Below are 25,887 nucleotides of genomic sequence, written 5' to 3' on the forward strand. Positions count from 1 at the left end.
TCAGCCTACTGGCTGAGCACTATCGTAAGGGCGCAGCAGCGCCGCGCTGCTGCGCCCTTACAGCATCACACCCATCCCATCGACCGCCACTCGGCGTAGCGCGCCCGCAGGCGCAGGCTGACCCTGGGCGCGACGCGGTCGGCCAGCCCGATCAGCGCCGCCTCGGCGCGCCGGCCGGACGCCCTGGCGATGGCCGCCGTCGCGGCGGCGGCGGTGAAGCGGGAGTAGTCGCCCATCCACTGGAGGATGCCCTGCGGGCCGAGCACCTTCCATGCGGCCAGCAGGATCTTCGGGTTGTGCCACATCATCCCCAGCAGCATGGGGTGGTAGTCGGCCCAGCGCATGCGATCCTGGAAGAAGCGGGTCGCCGTCTCGACGCCCATCTCGTGGAGCACGCGCATAAAGATGTTCTGGAGCCGGTTGACATCATCGGCCTGCTCCCAGGGCTCCATAAAGCGGCTGAAGACCCAGTTGAGCGAGACGTTGACCTGGAAGGCGTTGATCGGGGCCATGTGCGTCGGGTCCAGCAGATCGTGGGACAGGGCGTAGTCGAGCAGGCCGGCGGTGCGGCGCAGGTTGCGCACGTGGGAGCCGAAGCCGCAGAAGGTGAGCGGGCTCTGCTGGGCCGCCGAGTCGCCCACAGGCAGCACGCCGGGGAGCAGGGGCGCCTCCTGGAGGCGCAGGCTGTGGCGGGCCGGGATGTAGCCGTAGACTGGCCTGGTGTGGCGGAAGGCCGGCCCCGGCTGCTTGTAGGTGGGCAGCAGGGTGAAGTACTGCTCGAACAGGTCGAGCATCGAGTAGCTGCGCGCGCTGTCGCGCCGGATCGCCGAGTAGTAGAAGAGGTAGACGGTCAGCTCGTCGCCCCGGCCGGGGAAGCCCTCCCACATGAGCTGCTCTCCGCTCTGCGAGTCGGCCACGCTCACCAGGATGTCGCCCAGGGTCGGGTCGTACTCCTGGGGGCCGTCGCCCTGGGCGAATCCGTGGGCCACCGTGCCGACGGTGGGGCAGACGCCGGCGAAGGGCCGGCCGGCGTGGCGAAGCAGGGCCAGGGGCGAGGTGCTGCCCATGCCGTCGAGCAGCAGGCGGGCGCTGTAGCGCTCGCCATCCCCGCGGCCCGCCGGCGCGAGCTCCACCTCGACGGTCGGCCGGTCGCCCGTGGAGACGCGCAGCTTGCGGAAGATCCGCCCGCTGAGCACCGTGCCGCCGGCATCCTCCAGCTTGCGCCGCATCAGCCGCAGCAGCGCCGACGCGTCGATGGCCACGTTCAGCACCTCGGGCAGCCACAGGTCGGTGGATGGCACGTCGCTGTGTTTGCCACTGTGGAAGCGCACCAGCCCGTCGCGGTACTCGCGCATCACCACGGCGTCTAGGTCGTCCCAGCTCACCACGCCCGTCCCGACGAGCGCATCCAGCTCGGCCCGGCTGATATTCCACTCGCGGTGTGCGCAGCCCACCTCGCTGCGGTCGAAGACCATCACCTTGCGGCCGTAGCGCGCCGCCATCACCGCCGCGTGGAGCAGGCCGAGCCCGCCGCCGGCGTAGATCAGGTCGAAGTCGGGGGTCGGCGTCGGCTCGCCCGCGACCTCATAGACCGAGGCGTCGTAGGCCCCGCGCATGATCTGCTCCCAGCCGGCCTCCAGGCGCGCCACGCGCTCCAGGTGCTCGATGGCGCCCATCTCCAGGAAGTGCTCGACCGTCTGCGGGTAGCGCGGCCGGAGCTGGTCGATGAGCGCGGCCTGGGCCGCGCTCACGCTCCGCGAGACCAGCGCCGGCCCGCCGGTGTCATCGTCGTCATCGTCATCGCCTGCGATCATCAGGGCCGGCTCGCGCACGAGGCGCCGGCGCAGCTCCGCGCTCAGCTCGGCGTAGCACGCCGCGACCCGGCGGCGCAGCTCGCCCCCCAGGCGCATCTGTCGCCAGGGCCACGCCGGGCCGGGGCTATCGAGCACCACCTCAACCTCGGCGTGGGTCGATACCGCCCCGTCGTGGAGGGTGATCGTCAGCGTGGCCCGGGTGCCCTGGCCGGTCACCGGCGCGGCCTCCCAGCGCATCTGGTCGCCTGCCGGGCTGTCGGCGCGCATATCGATGCGGTAGAGGTCGCTGTCATAGCGCCAGAGCGTGCCGAGCGACTCCCATCCGCCGGGGAGCTTGGGCCAGATCTGGGCATCCCTGAGCAGATCGGCCGCCAGATCGTGGGGGGCTGGGAGCTCAAGGTAGGCGCGATAGCGTGTCTTCATGCGGGGATTCACTTTCTCCTACGCGACAAACACGTGGGGCACAGCGGCATAGAGACGCGGGCTCTATACCTCTGTGCCCCTGAACATCTGGCGGGTATCGTCACAGTCCGGTGATTCCGCTGCCTCCCTTTCCGGCGCGGCGGATTCGCTCGATGGTGCCCCACCCCGCCCGGGCCGGCGCGCGGCTCGGCGCGAGCCCGTGGGATACAAGCTTGGCGGTGTCGCGCCAGCCGGTCGCCGGCTCGGGGTCGTCGGCCGGCTGCTCGGCTCCCTCGGCCATCAGGCTCATAATCACCGCGACTGCGGCGGCGGCCTCCTCACTCGTCGGGTCGGCGGAACCGGGCGTGGCGATGATCTGGATCTGGAGAGGTGTGCTCATAGTATGCTCACAGCAGTCGGCTCGTCATCGTCTGCTGGGCGCGCAGCTCCAGCGACGCGTCGAGGGGGGCGATGGCCACATCCGCGCCGTAGCGGCGGCGCATGGCCAGGTCGATCAGGTGGTCGGTGAGCTGCGGGTTCTTCGGCAGCAGCGAGCCGTGCAGGTAGCAGCCGATGGTGTTGCGGTAGATCGCGCCGCCGCGGCCATCCTCGCCGCTGTCGCCGTGGCCGGACAGGACGCGCCCCAGGCTGCGCACCCCCGGCCCGTGGTAGGTGCGCCCGCTGTGGTTCTCGAAGCCCACCAGACGGACAGGAGTTGGGGGTTGGGGGTTGGGGGTTGGCACGAAAGACCCAGCCCCCAACCCCCAACCCCCAACCCCTACCTCAATCACAATATTCCCGATCAGGCGCCTGCTGCCGCCGACGGTGTGGACATCGAGGGCGCCGAGGCCCGGCAGGCGCTCGCCGGTGTGGGTGATGAAGTAGTGGCCGAGCAGCTGGTAGCCGCCACAGATCGCCAGCAGCACCAGCCCGTCGTCGATCGCGGCGCGCAGCCCCGGCCCCTGGCGCTCCAGCAGGTCGGCGGCGATCAGCGACTGCCCGCTGTCCTGCCCACCGCCGAAGAAGGCCAGGTCGAAGCCGGCCCAGTCCACGCTATCCCCCGGCTCCACCGGCGTCACCTCCAGGGCGATCCCGCGCCAGGCGCAGCGCTGCCGCAGGGCGATCACGTTGCCGCGATCTCCATACACGTTCATCTCGGCGGGGTAGAGGTGGGCGAGCTTTAAGATAGAGGGTTGTATCATGGGATTGTCGTTGGGGCGCAGCAGGGGCCGCGCCCGATGCATATGAGGTCGCTGGGCTACTCGGAGGCGCGGCCCCTGCTGCGCCCTTACCGCACGCTTACGCCCGCACGCTATAGTCACCGACGGCCACCCACCGATAGGTCGTCAGCTCCCTCAGCCCCATCGGCCCGCGGGCGTGCAGCTTCTGGGTGCTGACGGCCACCTCGGCGCCGAGGCCGAACTGGCCCCCGTCGTTGAACCGCGTGCTGGCGTTGACGAACACTGCCGCGCTGTCCACCTCGCGCACAAAGCGCTCGGCCGCCGCCGCGTCCTCCGTGAGGATGGCGTCGCTGTGCGTGCCGTAGGCTGCGATATGGTCGAGGGCCATATCGAGCCCGTCCACCACGCGCACCGACAGGATCAGGGCCATAAACTCGGTGCCGAAGTCGTCCGGCCCGGCGGGCACGATCCGCCAGCCCGCGGCGCCGGGCGCGTCGGCCAGGATGCCCAGCGCCTCCGCGTCGCAGCGCAGCTCGACCCCGGCGGCGCACAGCGACTCGGCCACCGGCGGCAGCAGGGCCGGGGCGGCCTCGCGCTGCACCAGGAGCGTGTCGAGGCTGTTGCAGACGCTCGGGCGCTGCACCTTGGCGTTGTGGATGAGCGGCACGGCGCGCGCCACGTCCGCCGTCGCGTCGGCGTAGATGTGGCAGACCCCGATGCCGCCGGTGATCACCGGGATGGTGGCGTTCTCTAGGCAGAAGCGGTGCAGGCCGCCGCCGCCGCGCGGGATGATCATATCGACATAACGATCTAGGCACAGCAGCCCGCGCACCAGCTCGCGGTCGGGGTCGGTGATGCTCTGGACGGCGTCGGCGGGCAGCCCGCAGCGCCCCAGGGCCACGCCGATTGCCTCAGTGATCGCGGCCACGCTGCGGGCGATATCGCTGCCGCCGCGCAGGATGGAGGCGTTGCCCGTCTTCATGCAGAGCGCGGCGATATCGACCGTCACATTCGGCCGGGCCTCATAGATCACGCCGACCACGCCGAGCGGCGTGCGCCGCTTGTGCAGGCGCAGGCCGTTGGGCAGATCGGCCGCGTCAAACAGCTCGCCCACCGGGTCGGGCAGCCCGGCCACGCTGCGCGTGTCGGCGGCGATCACCTCCAGCCGCGCCGGCGTGAGTAGCATGCGGTCGAGCAGCGCGGGGCTGGTGCCGGCGGCGCGCGCCGCATCCATATCATCGCCGTTCGCGGCCAGGATCGCCTCCTGCCGCTCGATCAGGACATCGGCGATCATCAGGAGCGCCGCGTCCTTCTCTGCGCGTCCCAGGCGGGCCAGCTGCCGCGCCGCCGCCTTCGCCCGCCGGCCGATCTGCTCAAGGTCGCCGCTCATCGTCGCTCCTTCGTGCGCGCCCGCTCCTCGGCCACCATCTCGCGGGCGCGGCGCAGCTTCTCGCCCATCTCGCCGCCCGTGTAGGACCGCACCATCATCAGCAGGCTCACGCCGATCAGCGCCACCCCCAGCATGCTAGAGACCTGCACCAGCTGCGCGCCCGCGCCGGCAGACGCGAGCCCGTTGCTCAGGGCGAACATGGCGAAGGCCGCAGCGCTGAACCCGAATGCGCTGCGCCGAGAAGATCGGGCGGGCGCCCGGCGCGTCATCGCCGCCAGGGCTATGGCCATCGCCGCTGCGGCGATCACACGAATCATAAAAACGCTCATGTCACATCCTCAATATGCGATATGCGAGCACTATGCGCGTATTGTACCATTAGTGGCGTCACAGACTTGCCAGCGGCGGCGCATCAGCATACAATAGCGCAGCCCCTTTACGTGCCCGCCATTTCGCGTTCGCGCCGTTTCGCGTCCGTGTCCTTCGCGCCATTTCGCGCCCTTCGTGTTTCAAACGCCCCGGAGCCCAGGTGCCCATGTACGACCTCCTCATCCGCGGCGCAGGCCTGCTCCAGATCGACGGGGCCGCCGCCAGCCTGCTGCCCGGGCACGACATCGCCGTGCGGGCCGGGCGCATCGTCGCCGTCGCCCCCGCGATCAGCCCCGGCCTCGCCGCCGAGGTGATCGACGCGGCCGGCATGCTCGCCGCGCCCGGCCTGGTCAACGCGCACGCCCACGCCGCAATGGGCCTCTTCCGCGGCGTCGCCGAGGATGTGCCGGTCGATGTGTGGTTCAACCAGCGCATCTGGCCGATGGAGACGAACCTCACCCCTGAGGATATCTACTGGGGCACGCTGCTGGGCATCGCCGAGATGATCGAGGCCGGCGTCACCTCCTTCGCCGATCACTACTTCGCCATGGACGAGGTCGCCCGCGCCGTGGACGAGTCCGGCGTGCGCGCCCTGCTGGCCTGGACGGTATTCAGCGGCCCCGACGAGGAACATCAGCTCCAGGACACGCTGGCCTTCGCCGCGCACTGGCATGGCGCGGCCGGCGGACGGATCCGCACCTGCCTCGGCCCGCACTCGCCCTACACCTGCACGCCGGGCTTCCTCTCGCTGGTCTCCTCCGCCGCCCGCGCCTCGGGCCTCGGCATCCATATCCATCTCTCCGAGACGGCTGAGCAGGTCTCCCAGAGCCTCGCCGCCCATGGCAAGACGCCAGTCGCCCTCGCGCGCGACGCCGGCCTGTTCGAGGTGCCGGCCCTGGTCGCCCACGCGGCGCACCTCACCGCCGAGGATATCGCGGTCTTTGCCGATTGCGGCGTGGCCGTCGCGGCCTGCCCGAAGACCGAGATGAAGCTGGGGGTCGGCGTGACGCCGGTGGTGGATCTGCTGGGCGCGGGGGTTGCGGTGGGCCTGGGGAGCGACGGGGCGGCCAGCAACAGCAGCTACGATATTTTAGAGGCGGCCCGGCTGATCGCCCTGCTGGAGAAGCACTCCCGGCGCGACGCGCAGGTGCTGCCGGTGGGCGCGGCCCTCGGCCTGGCCACCGCCGGCGGCGCCCGCTGCCTCGGCCTGGGCGGGGCCGTCGGCGCGCTCCAGGTCGGCATGCAGGCCGACATCGCCCTGCTGCGCCTTGACGCGCCGCACATGCAGCCGGCCCACGATCTCCCGGCGGCCCTGCTCTACAGCGCCCAGCCGGCCGACGTGGACACGCTGATCGTCGCCGGGCGCGTGCTCATGCGCGGCAGGCGGCTGCTCACCATCGACAAGGGGCGCGTGCTGCGCGAGGTGTCCGCCCGCGCGGGCCGGCTCACCCGGCGCCGCGCCGGCGAGCAGGTGGCGACCTACCCCGAGGCGTCCTAGCCCGTCACCGTATCTTGCGCCAGCGCATCAGGCCATACTGGGCCGCGCAGATGACCGCCCCGATCACCACGAGGGCGGCGATCCGCGCCGGCCACCCGGCGTGGCCGACCCACACCTCAAGCAGGATGGCACCCAGCCCGATGGCCAGCCCCATGATTGCTGCCTCAGCATAGCGTCGATCCACGCGTCCCTCACTCCCCATTCCCTACGTCGCGGCCCTGCCCGATGGAGTAGTTATTCGTGTCGGTCGTCGGCGGCTCGCCGGCCTTCTGCACGATCACCCCGAGCTGAATGAGCACCCAGAAGGTGCCCCACCCGATGGCGGTGAGCAGCAGGATGCCGGCGATGATCATGAGGATGATCAGTGTCATTGGGGTCTCCTTGGATAGCGCGCACCTTCGGCGGCGGGCGTTGCCTAGTTGCCATTAACGCCATTGATTGTACGCACAGACTCATTATTTTGTCGCAGGCGCCCAGCTGATCATCGCCGCATGAGTCGGCTGTGCGCGCAGGGAGAGCCTCCCGTCATCCCTCGGCGACAGCAGATCCTCCGCCGCCGCCGCGATGCGGGCGTCGCGATCTGGCTGCGGGGAGAGCCGCAGACGGTGGCGGATCTCCTCGATCGCCTCGCCCATGTCGGCGAAGCGGAAGGAGCCCGGGATGGGCAGCAGCTCCAGCGAGGCGTAGATCCCCAGCTGGTGCAGGCAGGCCAGCGCCTCGATGGCGGCGGGCAGCGCCAGCCGCCGCTCGCCGTGGACCCGCTCCCAGAACGCCGCGAGGGCGTAGCCGGGGTGGCGCAGCCCCAGGTAGAGGTGGCAAGATCGCCGCGCCGCGCCGTCTATGGCCCGGAGGAACGGGCCGACCTCGGCCACGCCGTAGACGACGTGGGCGGAGATCACCACATCGCCGCGGATCGGCCGCTCGGGCGGCCAGCGCTCCGCGCGCACGGTCACATTGCGCAGCCCCTCGGCCGGGATCAGCTGCTCCATCTCGGCGCGCATCGCCGCCGACGGCTCGACGGCGATCACCTCGCGCACCGCCGCCGCCAGGGCCGGCATGTAGCGCCCGGTGCCCGCGCCGACATCGATCACCGTGTCGTCGGGGCGCAGGCGGGGCAGCAGGGCGCGCATAAAGCTGTCGGGCTGGGGCTGGCGCTGGCTCGCCGCCGCGAAGCGCCTGGCCCGCCCGGCCCACGGGTCGGCGTGCCGCCCGAATGAGGGGTCGGTCGCTGCCTCGCCCTGCGCCCGCTCGGCCTCGTACATCTGCCGCCAGATCGCCAGCCAGTCTTGGCCGCCCGCCTGCACTCCGCTCATGGGTCGCTCCTCCGCGCTCTAATCATCTGAAGAGGCCGTACCCTGCCAGTATGGTATAATATGGCAGATGTAGCAAGACCATAACACAATAGGGATGTGATGTGTGGTGGCGCGGCATACCCTGGCCGTCGCTGCTGTTATCAACGAGTGAAGGCCGCCTCACGCTGTGAGCGCGCCCATGAGGTTCCCCTGTCATGAGTGAGCTAGGTGCGCGGCTACGCCAGGCGCGTGAGGGCCAGGGGCTCTCGCTGGCCCAGGCGTCTGTCGACACCCGCATATTGCAGCAGTCACTGATAGCGCTTGAGGAGGGAGCCTACCAGCGCCTCCCCGGCGATGTTGTTATTCGCGGCTTCATCCGTAACTACGCCCAGTACCTTGCCCTCCCCGCCGATGAGCTGATCGAGCTCTACCGTCGCGAGCGCGGGGCCACCGATAAGATCCGGATCGTTCCGGCAACCAACCCGCCCCGCAGCCGATCCTACGTCCTCCCCAGCTTCTTCGGCGTCTTCTTCGTCACCGTCGCGCTGATCGGCCTGGCCTATGTGACCCTGAACGCGATCGGGCGCATCGGCGATGGTGGCATCGCGAGCGTGGTGACGGTCGAGCCCTCGGCCACCGTCCCCCCGCCATCGCCGCTGCCCTCGCCCACCGCCGGGCGCGCCACCGCGATCGCCGCCGCCCCCATCTCCCCCGCGACGACGCCCGCCCCGGGGACGCCCACCGCAGGCCCGGCTGGCGGCGTCTCGTTCACCGCGACGCAGACCGCCACCGCATCCGCGCCGATCATCGTCGAGCTGCGCATCGCCGCGCTGCGCGGCGATGAGAGCTCCTGGGTGCGCGTCCAGTCTGATGGCAATACGATCTACGAGGGCACCATGAGCTCCGGTCAGCGCCAGGTCTTTGAGGCCCAGCGCCGCATCCTCATCCGCGCCGGCAACCCGCCGGCGGTCCTCGTCACCGTCAACGGCCTGGAGCAAGGCCCGCTCGGACAGGTCTCCGGCCAGCCGGTGAACTGGCCCTGGCCGCCGAACTAGAACACTGAGCCACTGAGCTCGTGAAGCGTGCGTGATCGCTGCGCCTTGTGGCGTTGCCCCAGGCTTAACCGTTCATCCGCGTGCGCAGCGCTGCTGCGATTCATAATCACCGAAATCTATGGCAAGCGAACAAAGCTTCGACATCGAGTCCGACTTCGATCACCAGGAGCTGGTGAACGCCGTCGACCAGGCCCAGCGCGATATCCAGACCCGCTACGACCTCAAGGATACCAAGACGAGCCTGACGCTCAGCAAGACAGACCTGGTGATCGAGACCGATAACGAGATGTCGCTCACCAGCGTGCGCGATATCCTTGAGACGAAGACCCTGCGCCGCAAGCTCTCGCTCAAGATCTTCAGCTACGGCCCCGCCCTGGATGTCAGCGGCAGCCGGGTGCGCCAGGTGATCACCCTCCAGAAGGGCATCAACAGCGACCTCGCCAAGAAGATCGCCAAGCAGATCCGCGACCAGTTCCCCAAGATCCAGCCGCGCATCCAGGGCGATACGCTGCGCGTCGCCAGCAAGAGCCGCGATGATCTCCAGGCCGTGATCGCATTCATGCGCGAGCGCGAGGGCGATATCGAGGTTCCCCTCCAGTTTACGAATTTTCGCTAGAAGAAGGCCGGGAGGTTTGGGGAGGGCGTGCCCTCCCCAAAACCCTCCCCTTCATTCGTATGAAATACCACATAGTCACCCTTGGCTGTCCCAAGAACGCTGTCGATAGCGAGGGCATGGACGGAATCCTCTCCGGCGAGGGCCACGCGCAGGCCGCCCGCGCCGATGACGCCGATGTGATCATCGTCAACACCTGTAGCTTCATCGCCGCCGCCCGCAGCGAGACGCTGAGCGTCCTCGGCGAGCTCGGCGCCCAGAAGCGCGAGGGCCAGCGCCTGATCGCCGCCGGCTGCATGGCCCAGAGCCACGGCGACCTCGTCTCCGGCGTGGCCGGCGTCGATGCCACCCTCAGCACCCAGCAGTGGATGCGTATCGGCGAGCTGGTTGGCGAGCGTGCCAGCGCGAACGGCAGGCAGGTGCCCGTGATCGGCCTTGAGCCTGCGGCAAAGGCCCCAACCCCCAGTGCCCAACCCCCAACCCCCAGCTCCTACGCCGACTGGCGCACGGCCCAGATCCGCCGCACCCGCAGCGCGCCCTCGGCCTACCTGAAGATCTCCGACGGCTGTAACCTGCGCTGCGCATTCTGCACCATCCCGAGCTTCAAGGGCGATATGGCCTCTAAGCCGGTCGGCTCCATCCTCGCCGAGGCTCAGGAGCTGGCCGCCCGTGGCGTGCGCGAGATCGTCCTGGTCGCCCAGCACCTCACCGACTATGGCCGCGACCTGAAGATCACCGATGGCCTGGCCACGCTGCTCGATGAGCTCTGCCAGGTGCTCCCCGAGAATGTCTGGCTGCGCCTGATGTACGCCTACCCCCACGGGGTCTCCGATCGGCTCATCCAGGTGATGGCCGACCGACGGCAGGTGCTGCCCTACCTCGATATGCCGCTGCAGCACGCCCACCCCGACACGCTGCGCCGCATGCGTCGCCCCCCGGACGCCGACCGCACCCGTGGGATCATCCGCGACCTGCGCGCCGCCATGCCCGATATGGCCATGCGCTCGACCTTTATCGTCGGCTTCCCCGGCGAGACGAGCGCCGAGTTCAAGGAGCTGCTCGCCTTCCTCGATGAGGTGCGCCTCGACCGGGTCGGCGCCTTCCGCTACTCGCAGGAGCCGGGCACCCACGCCGCAACCCTGGCGGGGCAGGTGCGCCCGCAGGTGATCGAGAAGCGCTGGCACGAGCTGATGCAGCTCCAGCAGGGGATCTCGCGCGAGCGTAGTCAGCACTGGCTTGGCCGTAGGATCGATGTGCTTGTTGAGGGTCATGGGACGGCGGATGACGGACGCCCGCTCGCGCTGGGCCGCTCGTTCCGCGACGCGCCGGAGGTTGATGGTCAGGTCTTCGTGTGGGGATCGCCGCCGGTTGGGGAGATTGTGACGGTACACGTCACGCAGGCGACAGATTACGATCTGTGGGGGGAAATGAATGTTGAATGTTGAATGTTGAATGTCACATTCAGCATTCAACATTCAGCATTCAACATTCGCTTCAGGCGCCCGTGCGGCTCTGGATGGCCGACTGGAGCCGCTTGAGCTCGGTGGGGTTGTTGCGGGCCAGGTAGTCGACCATATACTCGATGGCCGTGTCGCTGTAGTCGTCCAGCAGGCCGTCGAGCACCTGTCGGACGACCATCGTCACGAAGTCCTCCTCCGAGATGGACGGGGCGTAGACGTAGGCGAGACCCTCGCGGTGCCGGTTGAGCACGCCCTTCTCGGCCAGGCGGCTCATGGTCGTCATCACGGTGGTGTAGGCGATCTCGCGCTGGGCCGAGAGCCGGCGGTGAACCTTCTTGACGGTGCTGCGCTCATCCTGCCAGAGGATCTGCATGATCTCAGTCTCGAGCGGGCCGAGCACCTTCACGAGGCCATCCTTCGCCGGGCTGAAGCGGAAACGCATGTTGAGCGGCATCACTGCACTCCTTTCAAGATTGTGGCTGCGACTTGCAGGCTTTCTGCGCTGGGCAACAGTCGTTGTGTGCTGCTTGTTGCCTGTGCTCCTACGGCCTTACATATGTCGCAGTGTACTAGTCTGGCCTCAGTCCGACAATGGATTTTGATTACGGCCTGGTTACAGAAGAGTTCGTACGCTTCGGGCTCGTAGCCCATTGGGATGCGGAGAATACTATCGCATCTCGTACTATATCCAACGGTGGTGTGTAAGCCGTTTAGATGAGAACAGAATGACACAACCTGACACTAAACCTGATACGCGCCAGCGTATCCAGGCCGCCATGCGCGCGGCCTTCCCCCAGGCCGAGGACCGGGTCGCCCGCTTCTATGCGATGCAGGAGTACCACCTCGGATGGCGCGACCCGCAGCTCGCGCCGACGGATTCCGACCCTGGCAAGCTCATCCGCCCGCAGCTAGTGCTGCTCGCCTGCCGCGCCGCCGGCGGCGACCCGGCCCAGGCGCTGCCCCTGGCCGCCGGCATCCAGCTGCTCCACGACTTCACCCTCATCCACGATGACATCGAGGACGATAGCGACACGCGCCGCGGCCGGCCGACGCTCTGGCACCTCTGGGGCCTCGCACAAGGGATCAACGCTGGCGACGGGATGTTTGTGATCGCGCACCTGGCGATCCACGGCCTCGTCGACGCCGGGGTGCCCGCCGAGCGGGTGCTGCGCGTCCTCCGCCGCTTCGACGAGGTGATCCTGCACGTCTGCGAGGGCCAGTTCCTCGATATCAGCTTCGAGGGCGACCTGTCGATCTCCCCCGAGGATTACCTGGCGATGATCGGGCGCAAGACGGCCGCCCTGATCGATGGGTCGGCGGCACTCGGCGCGATGGCCGCTGGCGCCGATGATGCTACGGTCGCCGCCCTCGGCACCTTCGGCCGCAGCCTCGGGCTGGCCTTCCAGATCGAGGACGATATCCTGGGCATCTGGGGCGACCCCGAGCTCACCGGGAAGCCGCGCGCGGCCGACCTCTACCGGCGCAAGCTCAGCCTGCCGGTGGTCCACGCCCTGCGTCACGCCGCCGACGCCGCTGATCTGGCGGCTATCTACGCTCAGCCCGCGCCTGACGACGCGGCGGTGAGCCGCGCCCTGGCCATCCTCGACGCCGCCGGCTCGCGCCAGTACTGCACCGCGATGGCCGCCGAGCACCACCACGCCGCCCTCGCCGCTCTGGACGCGCTCGGCACCGGCGGCTCGCCCGAGGCGGCCGCCGCCCGCGCCCAGATCCGCGCCGTCGCCGAGAGCCTGCTTGGCCGGCAGTCGTAGTGCCGTAAGGGCGCAGCAGCGCCGCGCTGCTGCGCCCTTACGCATCGCCTTCCTCACCGGCGAGTACCCGCCGCAGCCCGGCGGCGTTGGCGACTACACCCGCCAGCTCGGCCGCGCCCTGGCCGCCGATGGCCATCAGGTGGTGGCGATCACGATGAGGGACGGCTGCTTGGCGATCTACGACCAGATCATGGATCGGCCCGACCTCGCCGAGCCATCTTTTGTCACCTTCCAGATGCTGCGCGATCCCCGGCCGCTCACCTGGTCGCCGCGCTCCTGGCGCTCCATCCGCACCGCCATCCACGTATGGCACCCCGACTGGCTGCATATTCAGTACCAGACCGGGGCCTATGCGATGAGCGCCGGCGTCAACCTGCTCCCCCGCTACCTGCGCCTCTTCCCGGAGCGCCCGCAGATCGCCGTGACCTTCCACGATCTGCTGGAGCCCTACCTCTTCCCCAAGGCCGGCCCCCTGCGCGCGTGGGTCAACCGCCGCCTCGCCGCTGACGCCGACGCGGTGGTGGCCACCAACGCCGCCGACGCGGATCGGCTGGCGGCCATGCGGCTGCGCGGCCCGGCCCTGGCGACGATCCCGATCGGCTCGAATATCGCTGTGGCCCCGCCCCCCGGCTACCGCCGCGCGGCCTGGCGCGAGCGCCTCGGCGTCGGCCCCGGCGAGCTCCTGGTGGCCTACTTCGGCCTGCTCTCGCGCAGCAAGGGGGCCGACCTGCTCGTCGAGGCGCTGTCCACCCTCGATAGTGCCACGCCCTGGCGGCTGCTGATCGTCGGCGGGGCCGCCATCGCCCCGCAGGATGTCGCCTTCGCCGCCGAGCTTGAGGCCCAGATCGCCCGCCTCGGCCTCGGCCAGCGCGTGATCCGCACCGGGCACGTCGATGCGGCGGATGTCTCGGCCCATCTGCTGGCCGCCGACTGCGCCGCCCTGCCCTTCCGCGACGGAGCCTCGCTGCGGCGCGGGAGCCTGCTCGCCGCCCTCGCCCACGGCTGCCCGCTGCTCACCAGCGCCCCCGCCGATGCCGAGACCGCCGCCGCGCTAGGCGACGGGGCGGCCGCCATGCTCACCCCCCCCGGCGACTGCGCCGCCCTGGCCGAGTCGCTCGCCCGCATCGCCGCATCCCCCGATCTGCGCGCCGACCTGGCCGCCGCCGGGCGCGCTGCCGCCGCCCCGTTCGGCTGGCCGCAGATCGCCCGCCAGCACGCCATGCTCTACGGGCGCGACGTATTGTTTCGGGCTGCCAGCTCCGCCGGGCCGTAAACGGCCCGGCTGATCGACGAAGCCCCTGCGGGGCTGCCGCCATCAGCCCGCGAAGCGGGCGTTGTGGATCAGCCCGGCCGTTCACGGCCGGGTGCCTCGCGTATGCGCCGAAAACATACGCCGCACGCCCTGCTTTACGCATCGGTTGCAGCGCGCTGAGGCGCAGGCTATACTGTGCCCTATTGTGCCTGCTCGCCTATAGATGCAAACTCAGAGCCGCAATCCGTTCATCTCTCTGACGGACTCTGCGCTCATCGGGAAGGCCTGGCGTGCAACTGCCGAGCACCAACATACGGCGTATCTTCAGCTATGCGCTGGTGGGCGGACTCGCCCTCGGCGTGCTGATCGTTGGCTTCGTGCGGGCCGCCGATCTGAGCGTTGACCTCTCGCGTGAGGGGGCCGTGCTGCTCGCCCTGATCGTCGGCGCGCTCGTCGGGCTCTGCTTCATCGTCGCTATCAAGCTGGCGCTCCGCACGGTGGCCGCCTCGCTGCACCAGTACGCCGTCGCGCTTACCGAGACCTCGCTCCCGCCGCCGAAGACGCACGCCCTGGGCGACGAGGTTGCCTATATGCGCAACACGCTGGCCCGGGCCATTAAGAATGTGCCGCGCCCCGACAGCTACCCGCAGATAGCCCAAGGCCTGGCGATGGCCGCTGACACCCAGGCCGCCCTCGCCGTTGCGGCTGGCCATATCGCGAACCACCTCCAGATCCAGGGAGCCCTGCTGCTCATCCTCGACGGCGAGCGCGGCCTGCTCTACCCGTCGGCCACCTGGGGCCAGGCGAGCCTCCCTGATGGTGTCACCCTCGACCTGTATGAGACGGCTATCGGCCGCGCCCTCCAGGAGCAGCGCACGGCATTCTATAGCGGCGCGCAGGTGCGCGACCTGCTGCCGCTCCAGGTTGGCCCCGAGTCGATGACGCTGTTCTGCATGCCGCTGCTGGTGCGCGGCCAGCCCTTCGGCATGCTCTGCCTCACCAGCGCCGGCGCCGATGTGCGCCTCGGCGGTGATCAGCAGGCCTACGCCCGCTCGATCGCCGATATGCTCACCCTCGCTATCCAGAGCACGATGCACCGCATGCTGTTCGACCGCGAGAGCGACCGGCTGTCGGCCTTTGAGCGGCTGGGCACGATGATCGATAGCAGCGAGCGCTTCGAGTCCGCGCTTGAGCAGGTGCTCCGCGTCGCTGCGCGCGTGACCGACTCGATGCACGGGTCGCTCCTGCTCCTTGAGCCCGATGAGAGCCGCGTGCGCTACCGGATCACCCTGAAGGAGGGCGATCTTCTGCCGCTCAGCGTGACCGCCGGCGCCATTCTTAAGCACGGGCTGGCCGGCTGGGCGCTGCGTGAGCGCCGCGCCGATATTGTCGATGACGCCGAGCGCGATACGCGCTGGCTGCCGGTGCCCGGCCTCGGCGAGATGCGCTCGGTGCTGGTGGTGCCGCTGCTCTACGGCGAGCGCGCCCTCGGCGTGCTCACCCTTGCCGACCCTATCCCCCGGCACTATAGCATGCGCAGCCTCGCTCTCGCCTCTGCCCTGGCCGCCTATGCGGTGAATATCCTCGCCCGCATGCAGCATGATGCGATGATCGATAGCGGCAGTATGGTTGTGGCTCGTCGGCTCTTTGAGGGGCGGATAAGCGCTGATGACCTGAACCGCCTGCTCGCTGACGCCGGCGCGATTGATCGCGCCCTTGCATCGCAGACCCGCTTCGCCGTCGCGCTCTTTGTCGGCGTGCGCGGGCTCGACCGCATCGGCGAGCACCTGTCCGCCGATCAGGTGCTGACACAGGTGATCACGCCCTACCTTGAGGAGATCAGCGCGATCGCCTACGAGCAACACGGCTATGTCGAGCACTACGACGACGGCAACTTCCTGGTGGTCTTTGGCTTCCCCTCCATTTATGGCGATAGCCGTATCGCCGCCATCAAGGCCGCCCTCGCGATCCAGATCGTCGCTCGGCGCCTGCGCGGCCGCTGGCGCTCCCAGATCGGCTGCGACCTGATGATGAGCGTCGGCCTCGCGCCCGGCACACTCACGTCTGGACTCGTGGGCGCCGATCTCCACCAGCGCTATGTGCTGATCGGCGATGCGATCCGTGAGGCGCGGCGGCTCCAGCAGCTCGCCCGCGCCGACGAGGTGCTGGTCTCTGATACACTGGTCGATAGCCTCGGCGCTGAGAGCGTCTTTCAGTTCGAGACTCTTGCGCCGTTTCACTCCGCGAGCGGCGATGGTATGCGCGCGGTGTATCGGCTCGCGGCAGGCCGCGCCTGATCAGGTATCATGGCCATCGCTCCGGGGATTGGTTCTGGGCAATGCAGAAGGTGGTGGGATGATGAGTAAGGGCCTCTCGGTTCCGGCTTCCGGCGGCGATCCGTCGCTTATCGACCTGCGCACCACGGCGCTGCTGCGAATCGCCTCGGTCATCGAGACGGCTGCGACTCTTGATGAGCTGCTGATGCTCGGCCTCGCCGAGTTCTCGCAGCTCTTTGCTATCCCCTTTAGTGGCGTGCTCTTTGTCAGCGAGGATGGCACCACCGCCCGCATGGTCAATCTTCACCCGCCGCGGGTCAGCTTGCCGATGCCGATCACGCTCGTCGAGACGCCGTCTCTGCTCCAGGTCGTCACTGAGCGCCGGGTCGTCCAGATCGGCGACCTCCATGACGAGCAGTTTGGGGCACACGCCAGCGAGACGACGCGGCGGCTGATCCAGCTCCTCGACCGCGAGCATATCAGCTCGCTGCTGATGATCCCGCTGGTCGCTCAGGATCGGGTGATCGGCATCATGATCTTCGCGACGGTGGATCATCCACGGCACTTCTCCGAGAGCGAGGTGGCCCTGGCCCGCCTGATGGCCGGGCAGCTCGCCGCCGCGATCACCTCGTTCCGCATCACCGAGCAGGCCCAGCGCCGCACCGCGGAGCTCGCCACCCTCAACGAGATCGCCGCCGCCGTCACCTCCTCGCTGAACGCGCGCGATGTCTACCACCTGGTGATGGAGAAGCTGAATGAGTACTTTCAGGTGGACGCCGGCTCGCTGCTGATGCTCGACCCCGAGACGGATGAGCTGGTCTTTGTGATGACGCTGGAGGCCGGCGAGGAGAAGCTCTTCGGCGTGCGCGTCCCGCAGGGCCAGGGGATCGTCGGGCTGGTGGCCCAGTCGCAGCGCTATGAGCTCGTCCACGATGTGCAGAACGACCCGCGCGTCTACGTCAAGGTGAGCGAGTCGGTGAACTACGAGGTGCATACCATCCTCTGCGTGCCGATCATTGTGAAGAATCGGACGATTGGGGTGATCGAGCTGCTCAACAAGCGCGACGGTATCTTCACCGAGGAGGATGCGGGACGCCTGATGCGGATGGCGGCGACCATCGGCGTCGCCATTGATAACGCGCGCCTCTTCCAGGAGGTGACGACGGTGCGCGACCGCTTCGAGGCCATCCTGAACTCGACGAACGATGGCATCCTGATGGCCGATATGCACGGCGCCGTGGTGACGGCGAACCCGATGGCCGCCCAGATCTTCGCCTGCCGGAAGGAGCTGCTGATCGGTCGCCAGATCGATGATCTGCTGGCTGAGCTGAGCGCGCGCGCCCTCTCGGTGAGCAGCCCGTCATGGCTGAACGACGATGACTCCGCCGATCAGGTGGTTGAGCTGGAGCTGAGCAGCCCGCAGGCCCGCTTCATCCGCCACTATACGCTGCCGGTGCGCGAGGCGAACGGCTCCGAGATCGGTCGGCTCGCGCTGTTCCAGGATATCTCCAAGGAGCGTGAGCTGGCCCAGCTGCGTGAAGACTATACCGGGATGCTCATCCACGATCTGCGCGCGCCGCTGACCGCGATCATGAACGGGATCATGATGGTCAAGCGCGGCCTCGGCGGGCCGATCTCCGACCAGCAGCAGGAGCTGCTGAGCATCGCCCACCAGGGCAGCCAGACGATGCTGGAGATGGTCAACACCCTGCTCGATATCTCGAAGATGGAGCAGGGTCACATGGCGCTGGAGGTGGAGCCGATCTCGCCCTATGCCCTCATCGATGAGACCCTCGACCGCCTGATCGTCTCTGCCCGTGACCAGAGGGTGCAGCTGGAGCAGCAGCTCTCGGTGAGCCTGCCCTTGCTGGAGGCCGATCGGGAGAAGCTCGTGCGCGTGCTCCAGAATCTTCTCGATAACGCGATCAAGTTCTCGCCGACCGGCGCCGCTGTGACGCTCGGCGCTGTCCACTTGCGGGTCGTCGAGGGTGTGACCGGCGCGGTGGATGGCCTGCCGCTGCAGTTGCCCGCGCTGCCCGCAGGCGACTGGCTGGCCTTCTGGGTGCGCGACCAGGGCCCGGGCATTCCGCCGCAATACCACGAGCGTATCTTTGAGAAGTTTGGCCAGGTGCGGGGGCGGAAAGTGCGCGGGACGGGGCTGGGATTAACATTTTGTAAGCTCGCTATCGAGTCTCATGGGGGGAGAATCTGGCTGCAAAGTGCGGAGGGGAAGGGGAGTATTTTTGCGCTCGCGCTGCCGCTGAGCCAGGAGCAGCGGACGGCGAGCCCGTACTGATGCCCATCCGCTCTGCGTGACAGCGGACGGAGGGGTGTCTCTTGCTGGAAACGCTTTACATCTTTGACATATTTTCGGTCGCCAACAATCAGTTTGTATGTGCTTTGGCAATCATATATAATGAAGTCGCCCCCTCATCTATCTATTACAAACTGTAAGAATAGAGTCTGACCAAAAGCTGCACCAGAGGCGCTTTACAGGTGACGCTTTAATCCTCTACACGCACAGGTTGATCAATGCGTCGCTTATACCGCGAGCTACAGTCACAAATTCATTACATGATCATCCTGCCCTATATCGTGCTGATGATCATTGTGATGCTGATTGGCTCCGGCATTGCGATTACGCTTGTGGCTGACAACTGGCAGGAGCGGTTCAATAACCAGCTCGGCCAGGTGGCGCGTAACTTCAGCGAGTCCTTTGCGCAGCGCGAGATTGGCAACATCACCTATCTCCGCCAGATCGAGTTCACCGCGCCGAACCAGGTCACCGGGGCGCCGTCGGTCGTCGATGCGATGCACGACCTCGATAGCGCCGGCCTTGAGCTCGCCTTCAAAGGGCTGTGGCAGGTGGGCCTGGGGAATGAGAATGTCGACCAGGATCGCCTGATCGTCTTTGACACCCGCGGCGTCTCGCTGCTCGACTGGGAGCGCAGCCCGGAGAATGCGAACGATCCCATTCGCTATGTCGGCACGAGCCTGTCGGACCTGCCTCTGGTGAAGGCGGTGCTGGGCAGGGAGCAGACGCCGATCGCCAACAGCGACACCCTCGGCGATAAGTATAGCGGCCTGATCGCCTTCCGCTCGAAGAGCGGCACCGATAACCTCTACTTCTTCACTGTCGCCCCTGTCTACCTCAGCAACGCCGATACCACGGAGAGCACGCTGGTCGGCGGCCTGCTCGTGGCCCAGCGCCTCGATACGCTGCTTCAGTTTCTACAGAATAAGAGCCAGTCGGCGATCAGCACCATCTACGATGTCAACGGCGTCGCGCGGGCTACGACGGTCACCGGCGTCGATCCGATGGCGCTCGACCTTGACGCTGATCTGATCAATCAGGTGGCGGCGCTGAATGCGCCGGTCGCTGGCGCGGCCGAGGCCGGCGGCGGGCAGCGCACCGGCGATGCAGAGGACCCCTGCCTCGATATTGGCAACCTCACCGGCCGCCTCGTCACCCCCCTGGAGGCGACTCGGCTGCCCACATGCTCAGTCAACACCACGACGGTGCTCGCCGACCGGGAGTACCAGGTCGTCTATGCGCCGCTGCTGATCCGCGGCGTTCAGTCGGGCTACTTTGCGGTCGGCCTCTCGCGTGACTTTGTGGTGAGCGCATGGTCGAGCAGCCGATCGGCTGTGCTGGCCGTGACCGCCGTGCTGGCGATGAGCGCCGTCTTTCTCGGCTACTATGTGGCCCGCCGGATCACGCTCCCCCTGGGCGACTTGGTCGATACGGCGGCGGCTGTCACCTCCGGCGACCTCGCCCGGCGCAGCCATGTGGCTGATGTGAATGAGCTCGGCCAGCTCTCGACCGCCTTCAACCAGATGACGGAGCACCTGCTGCGGCTCTACACCGCGAGCCGCGAGCTCAACCGCACGATCGAGATCGATGAGGTGCTGTCCGTCGTCAGCGCGGCTGCGGCGTCATTTGTCCCTGACACCGAGGCTCTGGCGCTCATCGCTGCGGATGATCTCTACCTCTTCCGCGTTCGGCCCGAGGCGCCGGCCCCGCTGCGCGCCCTGGTCGGCCAGCAGCTTGCGGCCGACCACGTGCTCCTGACCGACCTTGCCACCCACGGCGATCAGGAGAGCCGGGTCTTGCCGATCGCTGACGCTGAGCTGCGCACGCAGGTGGGCCTGGGCGTTGATGTCGGCGTGCAGATGCTCTACGTCGCGCCGCTCTTTCGCCAGCGCCGCTTCTCTGGGGCGCTGCTCTTCGCCCTCTCAGGCTCCGACCCGCTCGATGAGGCGCAGCAGCAGAGCCTCGCGGTGATCGCGAATATGGCCCAGGCCGTGCTCTCGAACGCCGTGCTCTACGCCCAGGTCCAGCAGGATGCCAAGCAGCGCCAGGCCATCCTGACCTCGATCAGCGATGGCGTGGTGGTCTGCGATGAGCGCGGCCAGATTGTGTTGCTCAACCGCGCCGCCGAGCAGATCCTTGGCCGGTATGACTGGCAGCATTCTGCCCTGCGCTTCGCCGACCTGCCCCTGGAGCAGGTCGAGCAGCGCCGTGAGGTGTTTGGCCAGGGCCGCGATGAGCAGTTCCGCCTCGGCGAGCGCTTCATCACGCTCTCGCGGGCGCCTGTCGTCGCTGAGGACTCCCAGGCGCTCGGCGAGGTGATCGTCCTGCACGATGTCACCGAGGCGGTCGCTATCGATAAGGCCAAGACGGACTTTATCGCCACGATCTCGCACGAGCTGCGGACGCCGCTCACCGTGATCCGCGGCTTCACCGAGCTGCTGCTGCGCGGCCGCGGCGACGAGGCGCTGACGGCAGATCAGTCCGACCTGCTTGGCCAGGTGCGCGCCAGGGCCGTCGATATGACCAATATGGTCAATAACGCGATCATGATTGCCGATATTGAGTCCGGCCAGCTCCAGACCGATCTGCAGCCCCAGGATGTCGAGCTGGTGCTCAGCATGGCGATGGCGCCGCTGCGCCAGGGCTTTGAGTCGAAGAATATCGCGGTCAACCTGGATCTTCCGCCCGACCTGCCGCCGGTCCTGGCAGACCGCGAGCAGCTGAAGCGTGCCTTCGGCCAGATCCTCGATAACGCCATGCGCTACACAGATGCGGGCAGCGTGACGGTCCGGGCCTCTCTGGATGCCCGTAACAACATCCAGGTGGATATTATCGATACGGGCCACGGCATCTCATCCGAGATGCTGCCGATGCTCTTTAAGCGATTCCAGCGCGTTGAGGGCAATAACTCAGCCCAGCGCGGCGGCGGCCTCGGCCTCGCTATCACTCGGCAGCTGATCGACCGCCACGGCGGGAGTGTCGGCGTCGTGAGCACGCCCGGCCAGGGAAGCACGTTTACAATTACGCTGTTGCAGGCCAATGAACACTCGCTCGCGGTCGCACAATCAAACGGATCCACGGCGTCGTCGTGACGGGCTAGCATGGCTTGTCCTTCTCGCCCTACTCCTTGCGCTCCTCCCTATTGGGTGTGTCGCCGATCTGGCGCTGCGCTTCGTGACGCCCTCCAACGCGCCGTTTAAGGATGTCGGCTCCTCGTCGGGACTGAGCGCCTACATGCCCTTCCCTCCAGGCCTGAGCTACGCCGCCCCCGACCCGAACCTGCCGAACCTGCGCGAGACGGAGATCGCTCGCCGCGAGCTGACGCCGGTGGGGCTGCGCGGCGCGATCACCGTCGCCCCAGTCGTTGAGGTGGCTCCCCCGGTCTCACAGATCGACCCGCCGACGCCGACGGCGACGCCGACGGCCGTCGCTGCGCAGCGCCCCACCGCGACAAAAGCCCCCTCTCCCACCGATGTGGCCGGCGGCGCGGGCATCTCCCCCACCCCGACAAGCCTGGTGATCATCTCTGGCTCCACGGCTACCACCGGCCCTACGCTGCCCCCCTCACCGACGACCCCGCGCACGCCGACGGCGACAACCACCACTCTGCCGACGAATGGGGCCGCGACGCCAACGCGTACGCTGGTGCCGCTGCCCAGCGATACGAGCATCCCGATAGCTACGCCGACCCTGCCGCTGGTGAGCACGCCGACCCTGCCGCTGGTAAGCACGCCGACCCCGCCGCTGGTAAGCACGCCGACCCCGCCGCTGGTGAGCACTGCCACGCCGACTCAGACGGAGGTGCCGACGCAGACGCCGACGCAGACGCCGACGCAGACGCCGACGCAGACGCTCTCGCCAACTCCGTCGAGCACGCCAACATCGACGCGTGTGCCCGACCCGGTGCCCACCGGCTTCTTCGCCGCGACGACCGTCTCTGTGGCTGAGGGGAACAGCGGCCTCACCGCTCTGACCTTTACCGTGAGCCTGGATATCAGGGCGATCTCGACGGCGCAGGTGAGCTTCCGCACGATCGACGGCACGGCGACGGTCGCGAACAATGACTATCAGGCACTCAATGGCGTGCTCACCTTCCTGCCCGGCGAGCAGACAAAGACGATCACGGTGCAGGTGGTCGGCGATGTGGTCGATGAGCTTGATGAGTCGTTTATCCTTGAGCTCTTTAACCCGCAGGGCCTCAGGCTGCTGTCGGCGCTGCCGCAGGCGACTGGCACGATCCTGAACGATGATGATCCTGCGGTGAGCATCGCCGTGGCGTCCCCGGCGTCGGGCAGCGTGGCCGAGGGCTCTGCCGGCATTACGACGACGGTCACGCTGAATGTGAGCCTGAGCAGTGTGAGCCTCCAGCCCGTCACGGTGAACTACGCTACGGCCGATGGCACGGCGACGACGGCGAACAATGACTATGTGGCCGCCAGCGGCACGCTGACCTTCGCGCCCGGCGAGACTCTTAAGACGATCTCGGTCGTGGTGAACGGCGATACGGTCGCCGAGCTGAACGAGGCATTCACCGTCGCCCTGAGCGCCCCGACAAACGCCACGCTTGGCATATCGCCGGCGACGATCACTATCCTCAACGATGACCTGCCGCGGGTGGGCATCAGCCCGGCGACAGTGAGCGTGACGGAGGGCACCTCAGCGACCGGCACGACGCCGATGACCTTTACGGTAACGCTGCTCGACCCGGCCAGCGCGGCGGTGAGCCTGAGCTATGCGACGGTCGGGTCGGGCACGAACCCGGCGACGATCGGCACGGATGTGACAACTGCGAGCGTGAGCGGCACCCTCACCTTCCCCGCGGGCGCGCCTGCTGGTACGACCCGTACAATCACGCTCCAGGTGGTTCAGGATAGCATCGCTGAGCAGAACGAGGCGCTGACGGTCACGCTGACGGCTCCCGCGCCCGCCAGCGCGCAGATCACCGTCGGCAGCGCCACCGGCACGATCCTCGACGATGATCTGCCGCGGGTGAGCATCAGCCCGGCGACGCGCAGCGTGACCGAGGGCACCTCAGCGGCCGGCACGACGCCGATGACCTTTACGGTGACGCTGCTCGACCCGGCCAGCGCGGCGGTGAGCCTGAGCTATGCCGCCGCCGGGTCGGGCGCAAACCCGGCGACGATCGGTACGGATGTGACAACTGCGAGCGCGAGCGGCACCCTTACCTTCCCGGCGGGGTCGGCCGCCGGCACGACCCAGACGATCACGCTGCAGGTGGTGCAGGATAGCATCACTGAGCCGAACGAGACGCTGACGGTCACGCTGACGGCGCCCGCGCCCGCCAGCGCGCAGATCACGGCCGGCAGCGCCATCGGCACGATTACCGACGATGACTTCTCAACCATCACCATTGACTCGCCATCGATTACCGAGGGGGACAGCGGGACGAAGGTCTTGACCTTTACGGTGACTCTGCCCGCTCCAGTGCCGGCTGGCTACACGGTGACGGTCAACTATGACCCCACGGTGAATGGGACGGCGACGGCTGGCTCGGATTACGTCGCTCTGGCGGCTGGCTCGGTCAACATCAATGCGGGCCAGCAGACAGGGCTGATCGTTGTGACGATCAATGGCGACACGACCTACGAGCTGGACGAGACATTCACCATCTCGCTGACGAGCGCGAGCGTGAGCGGCTTCTCTGCCCCGATTATCGGGGCGACTGGCACGGGTACGATCATCAATGACGACACGCTGACTGCGAGTATTGACTCGCCATCGATTACCGAGGGGAACAGTGGGACGAAGGTCTTGACCTTTACGGTGAGCCTGAACGCCCAGCCATCGGCGCTTATCGCGCCGGTGACCGTTGTCTATCTGGTGCAGGATGGCACGGCGACCGTAGCCGATAGCGATTACATAGCTGCCCCCGCGACTGGGACTTTCACCTTCACCAGTGCAGGGGGCATGACTCGGCAAATCCCGGTGACGATCATCGGCGACACGACAGCGGAGCCGGACGAAACCTTCACGATCCAGCTTCAGAACCCGACTGGCGGTGCGGTGATCTCGGCGACAAACGGCACGGGCACCGGCACCATCCTCAACGATGACTTCTCGACGCTGACATTTAATGCCCCCTCAGTCCTTGAGGGCGCGGCTGGCGTAACGACCACGCTCAACTTCCGCGCGACCTTCGTGTCGCCGCCTACCTCTGCCGGCGTGATTATCTACAGCACGGCTGATGGCACTGCCACGGTCGCTAACAATGATTATGTGCCCGTGACAAACGGCATCGTCGCCTTTGCTGCCAACGCTCCTTTTGTGGACTTGCCGGTGACGATCAACGGCGATGATGCCCTCGAGCCCGATGAGACGTTCTCGGTGTCGATCACTGGCCCGATCGGCAACGGCGCTACGGGCACCGGCACGATCACCAACGATGACTCGGTCGTTGGCTTCAACAAGACGGCGGTGCTGGGTCTGAACACAGGGCCGGGCGGCACGACCGCGGTGCGGTATACGATCACGATCAACAATCCGCTATCGACGGGCATTCCCCTGAATGTGATTGTCACCGATACGCTCGACGCCACCTACAATCTGACGAATACGCCACCACCAAGTGCAAGCCTTGCTGGCGCATTCACATTCACGACAGGCACCGGCGCGACAGTGAGCTGGAACGGCACCATACCGGTAGGTGCCACGCTGGTGATCACGATAGATGGTACGTTCCCGAATGTTGGGGCCTGCCAGACGCGCTACAACACCAGTCTGGTGCTACAGGTTGAGGCGTCTGCGCCGAGTCAAAGTCTAGACTCGGCCCCAGTGAATATCGACTCCGCTGGCCCCTGCACGCTGCTGCGCCTCGCCTCGCCCTTCCTGCGCAAGCCGCTCCTGCCGCTGGCGCTGCCTGCGCGCGCCGACGCTGCCCCCGCGCCGACGGCGACGGCCACGCTGACCTCCACCGCCACAGCGCGGCCCACGGCGACGCCCACGGCGACGAGCACGAGCACGCCCACGGCCACGAGCACGGCCACGGCCACGCTGACGCCGACCAACACGCTCACGCCGACGGGGACGCCGACGCCGACGAAGAAGCCGAATTCTAGCAGGCCGCCAGATCCGACGCTGACAAGCACGCCGGTGCCCGCGCCGACGAGCACGCCAGTGCCGCCAACAAGCACGCCGGTGCCCGCGCCGACGAGCACGCCAGTGCCGCCAACGAGCACGTCAGT

The 25,887-nt window shown here is 67.6% G+C and carries 19 protein-coding genes; 10 read left to right on the forward strand and 9 right to left on the reverse strand.

The window, feature by feature from the left end:
• Positions 1-65 precede the first annotated feature (65 nt).
• From K2Z83_RS03685 to K2Z83_RS03705, 5 genes are all read right to left on the reverse strand, one after another.
• Complete coding sequence (locus tag K2Z83_RS03685) at positions 66-2,237, reverse strand: NAD(P)/FAD-dependent oxidoreductase (RefSeq protein WP_220593830.1); 2,172 nt, start codon at positions 2,235-2,237, stop codon at positions 66-68.
• A 100-nt stretch (positions 2,238-2,337) separates the two neighbouring features.
• Positions 2,338-2,616: a hypothetical protein gene (locus K2Z83_RS03690; protein ID WP_220593831.1), complete on the reverse strand. Its 279-nt coding sequence runs from the start codon at positions 2,614-2,616 to the stop codon at positions 2,338-2,340.
• A 7-nt stretch (positions 2,617-2,623) separates the two neighbouring features.
• The gene (locus tag K2Z83_RS03695) at positions 2,624-3,418 is read right to left on the reverse strand and encodes a type 1 glutamine amidotransferase (protein WP_220593832.1); all 795 of its coding nucleotides are present in this window, start codon (positions 3,416-3,418) and stop codon (positions 2,624-2,626) included.
• Positions 3,419-3,515: 97 nt separating this feature from the next.
• Complete coding sequence (locus K2Z83_RS03700; protein WP_220593833.1) at positions 3,516-4,787, reverse strand: glutamate-5-semialdehyde dehydrogenase; 1,272 nt, start codon at positions 4,785-4,787, stop codon at positions 3,516-3,518.
• Positions 4,784-5,104 (reverse strand): hypothetical protein, encoded by a 321-nt coding sequence (locus tag K2Z83_RS03705; protein ID WP_220593834.1) that lies wholly within the window; start codon positions 5,102-5,104, stop codon positions 4,784-4,786. Before K2Z83_RS03705 ends, K2Z83_RS03700 begins: the two co-directional genes overlap by 4 nt.
• A 218-nt stretch (positions 5,105-5,322) precedes the next feature.
• On the opposite strand from K2Z83_RS03705, the gene K2Z83_RS03710 reads away from it, so the two are divergent.
• Entirely contained in the window at positions 5,323-6,654 is a 1,332-nt protein-coding gene (locus K2Z83_RS03710) for an amidohydrolase (protein ID WP_220593835.1), read from the forward strand.
• A 4-nt stretch (positions 6,655-6,658) separates the two neighbouring features.
• Here K2Z83_RS03710 and K2Z83_RS03715 read toward each other — a convergent pair whose 3' ends face one another.
• From K2Z83_RS03715 to K2Z83_RS03725, 3 genes are all read right to left on the reverse strand, one after another.
• Positions 6,659-6,838, reverse strand: a complete 180-nt coding sequence (locus K2Z83_RS03715; RefSeq protein WP_220593836.1) for a hypothetical protein — start codon at positions 6,836-6,838, stop codon at positions 6,659-6,661.
• Between the two features lie 7 nt (positions 6,839-6,845).
• Entirely contained in the window at positions 6,846-7,025 is a 180-nt protein-coding gene (locus K2Z83_RS03720) for a hypothetical protein (protein ID WP_220593837.1), read from the reverse strand.
• A gap of 84 nt (positions 7,026-7,109) precedes the next feature.
• Positions 7,110-7,967 (reverse strand): bifunctional 2-polyprenyl-6-hydroxyphenol methylase/3-demethylubiquinol 3-O-methyltransferase UbiG, encoded by an 858-nt coding sequence (locus K2Z83_RS03725; protein WP_220593838.1) that lies wholly within the window; start codon positions 7,965-7,967, stop codon positions 7,110-7,112.
• Positions 7,968-8,161: 194 nt separating this feature from the next.
• Here K2Z83_RS03725 and K2Z83_RS03730 point away from each other — a divergent pair, with 194 nt between their 5' ends.
• From K2Z83_RS03730 to rimO, 3 genes are all read left to right on the forward strand, one after another.
• The gene (locus K2Z83_RS03730) at positions 8,162-9,001 is read left to right on the forward strand and encodes a helix-turn-helix domain-containing protein (RefSeq protein ID WP_220593839.1); all 840 of its coding nucleotides are present in this window, start codon (positions 8,162-8,164) and stop codon (positions 8,999-9,001) included.
• 118 nt (positions 9,002-9,119) lie between these two features.
• The gene (locus K2Z83_RS03735; RefSeq protein ID WP_220593840.1) at positions 9,120-9,617 is read left to right on the forward strand and encodes a YajQ family cyclic di-GMP-binding protein; all 498 of its coding nucleotides are present in this window, start codon (positions 9,120-9,122) and stop codon (positions 9,615-9,617) included.
• A 59-nt stretch (positions 9,618-9,676) separates the two neighbouring features.
• Positions 9,677-11,059: a 30S ribosomal protein S12 methylthiotransferase RimO gene (gene rimO / locus K2Z83_RS03740; protein WP_220593841.1), complete on the forward strand. Its 1,383-nt coding sequence runs from the start codon at positions 9,677-9,679 to the stop codon at positions 11,057-11,059.
• 49 nt (positions 11,060-11,108) lie between these two features.
• Here the strand turns inward: rimO and K2Z83_RS03745 are convergent, their stop codons facing one another.
• Positions 11,109-11,528: a BlaI/MecI/CopY family transcriptional regulator gene (locus K2Z83_RS03745; protein ID WP_220593842.1), complete on the reverse strand. Its 420-nt coding sequence runs from the start codon at positions 11,526-11,528 to the stop codon at positions 11,109-11,111.
• 271 nt (positions 11,529-11,799) lie between these two features.
• Here K2Z83_RS03745 and K2Z83_RS03750 point away from each other — a divergent pair, with 271 nt between their 5' ends.
• The 6 genes from K2Z83_RS03750 to K2Z83_RS03775 all read left to right on the forward strand — a co-directional run.
• Entirely contained in the window at positions 11,800-12,843 is a 1,044-nt protein-coding gene (locus K2Z83_RS03750) for a polyprenyl synthetase family protein (RefSeq protein ID WP_220593843.1), read from the forward strand.
• The gene (locus K2Z83_RS03755; RefSeq protein ID WP_220593844.1) at positions 12,827-14,116 is read left to right on the forward strand and encodes a glycosyltransferase family 4 protein; all 1,290 of its coding nucleotides are present in this window, start codon (positions 12,827-12,829) and stop codon (positions 14,114-14,116) included. The genes K2Z83_RS03750 and K2Z83_RS03755 overlap by 17 nt, the downstream gene beginning before the upstream one ends.
• A gap of 269 nt (positions 14,117-14,385) precedes the next feature.
• On the forward strand, positions 14,386-16,392 hold the full coding sequence (locus tag K2Z83_RS03760) for a GAF domain-containing protein (RefSeq protein WP_220593845.1): 2,007 nt from the start codon (positions 14,386-14,388) through the stop codon (positions 16,390-16,392).
• 58 nt (positions 16,393-16,450) lie between these two features.
• Complete coding sequence (locus tag K2Z83_RS03765) at positions 16,451-18,667, forward strand: GAF domain-containing protein (RefSeq protein WP_255603257.1); 2,217 nt, start codon at positions 16,451-16,453, stop codon at positions 18,665-18,667.
• Positions 18,668-18,903: 236 nt separating this feature from the next.
• Positions 18,904-21,777, forward strand: coding sequence for an ATP-binding protein (locus tag K2Z83_RS03770; RefSeq protein ID WP_220593846.1), 2,874 nt, complete (start codon positions 18,904-18,906; stop codon positions 21,775-21,777).
• 82 nt (positions 21,778-21,859) lie between these two features.
• The coding region (locus K2Z83_RS03775; protein WP_370650045.1) for a Calx-beta domain-containing protein at positions 21,860-25,887 on the forward strand (4,028 nt) is incomplete at its 3' end.

The sequence above is a fragment of the Oscillochloris sp. ZM17-4 genome, from assembly GCF_019599295.1.
Lineage (GTDB): Bacteria > Chloroflexota > Chloroflexia > Chloroflexales > Chloroflexaceae > Oscillochloris.